Below are 6874 nucleotides of genomic sequence, written 5' to 3' on the forward strand. Positions count from 1 at the left end.
CGCAGCGCCTGCCGCCGCGGCTCCTGAAGCAGCTCCCGCAGCAGCCCCGGCTGAAAGTAGCGACGCGAACGCGGCGCCTGCGGCCGGGGCGGAGGCTGCGAGCGCCGAAGCGCCCAAGTCGGAAGCGCCCACCGGTGAGATCAAGCCGGAAGCGGCGCCCGAGAGTGCGCCGTCAGCTCCAACCGCGGCCGCCGCCGGCGCGCCGTTCAAGGCGAAGCTGTCGGTGGTTCGCGGCGGACGCAAGGGCCAGGAATTTCCGCTCGAAGATGGCAACAACCTGGTCGGCAGATGGGATCCCGAGACCGGATCATTTCCGGAAGTGGATCTCGACGCCGACGATCCCGAAGCCAAGATCTCGCGCAAGCATGCGCTGATTCGAATCGACGGCGGCAAGATCACGATCGAGGACATCGGCAGCCTCAACGGCACCTACGTGAATCGTCAGCCGCGCCTGTCGCCGGGCGCTCCGGCCGAGCTCAAGTCGGGCGACGAGGTGATCATCGGGAAAACGTTCCTCAAGCTGGTGGTAGAAACGATATCTTGACCGCCATCCCCTCCAGTCGCGCCGGGACGTACGCCGCCTGCGCGGAAGTTGAAGAGGGTCATAGACAATCGCCATGAATGCGGGCGAGGCACTCACCGAGGGCCATCTTCTCGACGGTCGTTATCGGGTCAAGAAGGTGCTCGGCGTCGGCGGGATGGGACGCGTGTACCTGTCCAACGACACGCGCCTGGCGAACCGGCCGGTCGCGGTCAAGGAGATGGTGGTCGGCGACGGAATCCGGGAGAAGAAAGCGATCGAGGACTTCACCCGCGAGGCCAACGTGCTGGCGCGGCTGTCGCATCCGGGAATCCCAACGCTGATCGATCACTTCGCCGAGAACTCGCGCCATTACCTGGTGATGGAATTCGTCGCGGGCGGCGATTTGCAGCACCTGCTCGACCAGCTGGGTCCCAAGGGCAAAGTCGCCGAGGACAAGGTGCTGAGGTGGGCGCGCCAGATGCTCGACGTGCTCGATTTTCTGCACGGGCAGAAGCCGCCGATAATTTATCGCGATTTGAAGCCGGGCAATATCATGATCGACAAGGATGGCCGCGCGATGCTGATCGATTTCGGAATCGCGCGCTTCCTGCCGCCCGGCGGACGCGGCACCCAAATCGGCTCGGTAGGCTACGCGCCGCCCGAGCAGTACATGGGCAAGGTCGAGCCGCGCTCGGATCTCTACTCGCTGGCCGCCACGATGCATCATCTGCTGAGCGGCCGCGATCCGCAGCTCGAGCCGCCGTTCAGCTTTCCGCCGCTGCGCGAGCTGTCGCCCGAAGTTTCGGTCAAGACGGCGGATGCCGTGATGCGGGCGCTCGAGCAGGACATCGCCAAGCGGCCCGCGTCGGCAAAGGAGATGCGGCGGGCGCTGCCCGAGCCGCCACCCGAGAACAGGTCGGGGCGATTGGACGGGAGCGGGGGACTGGCGGTCGCCACCGGCGCGGGCGCGCCGAGTCCGAGTTCCCAGCTGTCAACGGTCGTGCTGAACAGTGCGCCAGCATCGCCCGCGCGGGCGCGCTCGACCCCGTGGAAGTCGGCGGTATCCGGGCCGGCTGCGCCAGCGTCCACGATGCCGACGATCGTGCTGAACGAGCCGGTCGCGGAAAAAACCAAGAGCGGCGGCGGCACGGCGGCAAAGATCGTCGCGCCCCAGATCAAAAGAGCGATCGAACTCACCGGCAAGGCGCGCAGCCTGATCGAGCGGCGGCTCAAGGCGCGGCTGTCTGCGATGGCGCCGAGCCGGTCATCGACGGCCAAGACCAAGGAGCTGAATCCGTCTGCGGTTGCGTCGTCGTACGCGCCGCGCAGAGAAGCGACGAGCGAATCGGGGCCGCCTGACACGAAATCGCCGACGAGGCCGCGCGCGTCTTCGTCGCGCAATTATTCGCCGCCAATTTCGACCGGCCCAGGTTCCGGCGGATTGTTCGCAGAGCATAACCCCAACGGCGCCGACCTATCCGCTGCGCCGGCCAGGCTGGTCGCGCGCGGCGATGAAATCGAGTTCGGCATTTTCGGAATGCGCACTTTGATCGGGCGATCGCAGGACGCCGCCGACAGGCTCGACATCGATTTGAACAAGCTCGCGCACGGAGGGGATCGCGTCTCGCGGCGCCATGCCGAGATAGTCCTGCGCGGGGCGGACTACTTCATCCGCGATCTTGGCAGCCTTAACGGCACCTACATCGCGGGGCGCGGCAAGTTGGGGCGCGACCAGCTCTACAAGTTAAAAGATCGCGACCAGGTGGTGCTTGGTAGTGCTATATTGCAGTTTCGGAGAGGCTAGCTGCCCATGATCACCTGTCCCGAATGCGGCCAAGAGGCATCGGACGACGCCAAGTTCTGCGACCGATGCGGACAGGGGCTGTCCAAGGCGGCCGCATCCGCATCGCAGTCGCCGACGCGGCCGACGCCGCTGACGGCGGGAACGTCTTTGAAGGGCGGGATCGAGATAGTCGGGTTAACCGGTCAGACGTCGATCGAAAATCGTTATCGCGCAAACCGCATCCGAGACGGCAAAACCGAATCGATCGCATTGCGCGAGCGCCTCGGCCCGCAACCGGCGGCAGAAATTGCCGATGAAGCGCCGCATCCGGCGGCGCCCGCGGCGCCCGCGCCGCGTCCCGAGGATCCCAACGGCCCGAGCGCCAAGACCGCGGAACTCAGGCCGGCGGTTGCGCAGACCAACGGGACCGCGTCGCCGCCGCAGATGCACGCCTCGAGTTCGCAGGCGGGAGAGCCGGCGGGCGCGAACGCATCGGGGGAAGACGTCCAGCCGGCGGTCGATTTCAACGCCGATCCAGCTCCCGCTTCCACCGTGATGGCCGAGGCCGCCGCGGATTCATCCACGGATGAAGCGAGCGAAGCAGCGATCGCGGCAATCGCAACCGAAGCTCAACCCAATCCCGAGACCGACGACGGAGCGCGCGAGGAAGCGGCGGCGCCGGGCGGCGAAGATCTCGGTGAAGTCTTCGGGCGCGTGCTCGCGCTGTCACAGACGATCAACCATCCCGCCTTTCAGCGCGCGAGCGAAGGATTCGCTGAAAACGGGCGCGTGTACCTGGTTTACGCCGACGAGGAACTCAAGGCGCTTTGCCGCGGTGGCGGGAAAATGAGCGAGACGGAAGCGATCGCGGCGGCCGTCCAGGTCTGCCAGGCAATTTCGTATGTGCATCGCCGAGCGCTGCGGCTGAATGACATCTGCCCGGAATCGGTCGCGGTTGCCCCCGACGGCCGGCTCAAGCTCACGGGCCTGGACTACGTCAGCAACGACAATGAGCTCCAGGGCGAGCCGATTTTCAACGATGGCTACACGGCGCCGGAGATTTATCGCGGCAAAAAGGTGGACAAGCGCGCGGATATTTTTTCCGCCGGCGCGATCCTCTACACGTGGCTTACGGGCGCAAGGATTCCGAGCGAGAGCTGGCGCGAAGAGGCGGGTCCGGTTCAGTTCTATCCGCCGCATGTCGTTACCCCGCGGCTGGAGAATGCGATCCGCCGCGCAATCGCTTTCAGTCCCGCCGACCGCTGGCCGACCATCGACGAGTTCAAAGCCGAGCTGATCGCGCTGGGCGGCGCTTTTCGGCTGCGCGCGGCCGCGATGACCGACGTTGGCCGCGTGCGCGAGCATAACGAGGACTCGGTGCTGGCGGTCGAGTACACGCGCGAGTCGATGGTCGATCCGGCGCAGAGCCATTTGTACGTCGTTGCCGACGGGATGGGCGGCGCCGAGGCGGGCGAAGTCGCTTCTGCAATTGCCGTACAAACGATCCGGAGTTACATTGAAACACGGCTCGCCGGCGCACGCGGAGATGTTACAAACGGCGCGGAACTGCTGACCGCCGCGCTCGAAGAAGCAAATTCCAGGATTATCGAATATGTGGCGAGCCATCCGGAGTCTCGCGGGATGGGTTCCACCGGCGTATGCGCGCTGGTCGCGCCACCGGATGCGGCGGTGGCCTGGGTCGGAGACAGCCGCGGATATCTGATGGAAGGCGCGACGCTTCGCCAGGTCACCAAGGACCACTCACTGGTGCAGCGGCTGGTCGAAATCGGGCAGATAACTGCCGAGGAAGCGCACACGCACGAGCACAAGAACGTGATCACGCGCTCGCTCGGTGCGCGCCAGAGCGGGCCGGCGGGGGCGGAGGCGGTCTCGCTCAAGCTCAAACGCGGAGACAAGCTGATGCTCTGCAGCGACGGGTTGACGGCGCACGTCGATGACCGTCAGATCCACGACATTCTGGGGCGCAATCCCGATCCCTTCGACGCGGCGCGAGAATTGATCGTCGCGGCAAACGCCGGCGGCGGTACCGACAACATTTCCGTGATCGTAGTCTATGCAAGCTAGGCGCGACGCGAGCGCCCGCGATTAACGATGGCAACCTCGCCCAAAGACTCGCCGCAGCCGCTGACCGGACCGCTCGAGTCCGGCACCGTGCTGCAGGGCCGCTACGCGATCGAGCGGCTGCTCGGCGGCGGCGGGATGGGGATGGTCTATCTGGCGCGCGACCAGCGCCTGGCCAATCGCCCGTGCGCGATCAAGGAGATGGTCGATCACTTTATCGATCAGGCGCAGCGGATCGAGGCCAACGAATATTTCGCGCGCGAGGCCGACACGCTCGCGCAACTGAAGCATCAGGCGATTCCCGCGATCACCGACCGCTTCGAACTGGCCAACCGCCATTACCTGGTGATGGAGTACGTCGAGGGACGCAACCTCGAGGAGGAACTCGCGGCGCGCGGCGAGCCGCTGCCCGAGGGGCTGGTGATCGATATCGCGCGCCAGTTGTGCGACGTGCTCGCGTACCTGCACGGGCTGGCGCCGCCGATAATCTACCGCGACATGAAGCCGTCCAACGTGATGTTAAATCCGAACGGGCGGGTGGTGTTGGTGGACTTTGGAATCGCGCGGCTGTTCAAGGCGGCGCGCAAGGGCACGATGATCGGCACGCTCGGCTTCGCACCGCCGGAGCAGTACCAGGGCCTGGTCGATCCGCGTAGCGACATCTACTCGCTGGGCGCGACGTTGCATTACGTGCTGACCGGGCGCGATCCTGAAAAGTTTCCGCCCTTCAGTTTCCCGCCGGTTCGCGAGCTGTGCCCGGCCGTGTCGAGCAACCTGGCCGGCGCCATCGACGCGGCGCTGGCATACGAGGTAGGCGGGCGGCCCGAGCGCATCCAGGAATTTCGCGACATGATGCTCTACGGGCGCGGGCTTGCGCACGACGGCGGGAGCGTGAGCTCGACGGGCGGAACCGGCGGGCTGTCGCAGGTCGAGCAACTCGAATACGACGAGGCGCCGATCGTTTATCGCAAGCCGCGCAGCCGGCTGAGAAGTTCGATCAATCTTGTGATTTTCCTGGTGGTGCTGGCGGGAGCGGCGTTCGGCGGGACGTACATATATTCAAGCCCGCAACTACAGCTGCGGCTCGGACTCAAGCCGCTGTTCGACGCACTGCCGTGGAAGCATGAGGAGTTGCTGGCCAAGGCCCGCGAGCATCCGCTCGAATTCTCGCAGCTGACGCTGGCGCTCTCGACGCGCGAGGGCACCGCGCTGGCGCCGCCGCAGGCAACGTTCAACGACACCGATCTGACCAACGCACGCTACCTGAAGTGGACCGCAACCTTCAAGAACCTGCTCGCCGGGCTGGAAGGGCGCGACGAAAAGGTTCAGGCGCGCTTTTACGCACCCAACGGACTTCAGATTGCGTCCAGCGACACGAATATCTTTGTCGGGCCTGCGCAGACAACCGCCGACTTCAGCGGCGTGGCGTTGATGCCGACGATGACCAACAAGCCGCCCGGCACCTACACGGTGGCGCTCTACTCGGACGACAAGATGCTCGCGCAGGAAGGCTTCATCGTCAACCGGGACGTGAGCGCAAGGAACGCGGAGGCCGCGAGCGAGGCGGCGGCTGCGGCGGCGGCAAAGGAGGAGCAGCGCAAGCGCGACGAAGAAGCGCACAAGCTCGCGATGATCGATGAGCGCCGCGCCAAGCCGTTGCAGCTTCGCAGTATCGACTTTCTCAACACCACCAAGTCCGGTACCGCGCTGTCGGGCGCGACCAGCTCTTTCGACGTGTCGAAGGTACTGTTCGTCGGCTGGGAGGTCATGTTCGACAACCGGCTCTACAAGCTCGAGCCCGGCCAGTACCGCGTCGATGCGGCGTATATCGGGCCGGACGGCCACACGCTGGGCGCGGTCAACGATTTTCAGCCGGTCTCGCCCAGTATGAAGACGGTGACGTTCAGCGGACGCGTCGGCAACTCGCGCGGCGGCGCGTTTCTGCCGGGCACCTACACGGTTAATTTTTATTTGAACGGCCAATTTTTCGATGCGAGGAAATTCCAAGTGCTCGCCGACGCCGGGGGACCATACGCGACGTATCCGGGCGGCAGCGGTGCGATCGGCAGCTCGATGGGTGGCAGCTCGACGTCCTCGGGCAGCATGCTCGGGCCGACGATCGCCACCGGCACGATCAGCGGTCTTCGCAGCGGCGGCAATTCCGAGATGGAGCTTAGACTGCGTCCGCAGCCCAACGGCTTCCTGCACGGCGAGCTCGTAATCCATCAGTCAGGCTACGGAATGACGCCGATCGACGGATTCGTACGCGGCAACCATCTGCAGTTCCAGGTCCCATACGGCACCGAGACGTATTACTTCGAAGGCCAGCGCCGCAGCGATCAGTTAAGCGGCACTTTCGAATCGACGCCGTCGGGCCAGCGCGGCACCTGGACCGCCCAGGCGAACTAAGCAGGGGTGACCCCTGCACCGCAGGGCTGAGCCCTGCACCCGGTATTAAGGCCGCGCTCCGTTGTCGCGCGCGGCCA

General features: G+C 65.4%; 4 protein-coding genes. All 4 read left to right on the forward strand.

Translation table 11 applies throughout. The features are described from left to right. Positions 1-544 (forward strand): FHA domain-containing protein (locus VIO10_RS09090; protein ID WP_331962640.1); only part of this gene is annotated, 544 nt, incomplete at its 5' end. A 73-nt stretch (positions 545-617) separates the two neighbouring features. After that, positions 618-2327, forward strand: coding sequence for a protein kinase domain-containing protein (locus tag VIO10_RS09095; RefSeq protein WP_331962643.1), 1710 nt, complete (start codon positions 618-620; stop codon positions 2325-2327). Between the two features lie 6 nt (positions 2328-2333). After that, on the forward strand, positions 2334-4391 hold the full coding sequence (locus tag VIO10_RS09100) for a Stp1/IreP family PP2C-type Ser/Thr phosphatase (protein WP_331962646.1): 2058 nt from the start codon (positions 2334-2336) through the stop codon (positions 4389-4391). A 27-nt stretch (positions 4392-4418) separates the two neighbouring features. Beyond that, positions 4419-6797 carry a protein kinase domain-containing protein gene (locus VIO10_RS09105; protein ID WP_331962649.1) on the forward strand — a complete coding sequence of 793 codons (2379 nt, stop codon included), beginning with the start codon at positions 4419-4421 and terminating at the stop codon, positions 6795-6797. The last annotated feature ends 77 nt before the right edge of the window (positions 6798-6874 follow it).

Origin of the sequence: Candidatus Binatus sp. (assembly GCF_036567905.1) — a bacterium.
Taxonomy (GTDB): Bacteria; Desulfobacterota; Binatia; order Binatales; family Binataceae; genus Binatus.

Excerpts from the sequence above, each read along its gene's own strand:
- VIO10_RS09095 (WP_331962643.1), top strand. The coding sequence starts at position 618 with ATGAATGCGGGCGAGGCACTCACCGAGGGCCATCTTCTCGACGGTCGT.
- VIO10_RS09100 (WP_331962646.1), top strand. The coding sequence starts at position 2,334 with ATGATCACCTGTCCCGAATGCGGCCAAGAGGCATCGGACGACGCCAAG.
- VIO10_RS09105 (WP_331962649.1), top strand. The coding sequence starts at position 4,419 with ATGGCAACCTCGCCCAAAGACTCGCCGCAGCCGCTGACCGGACCGCTC.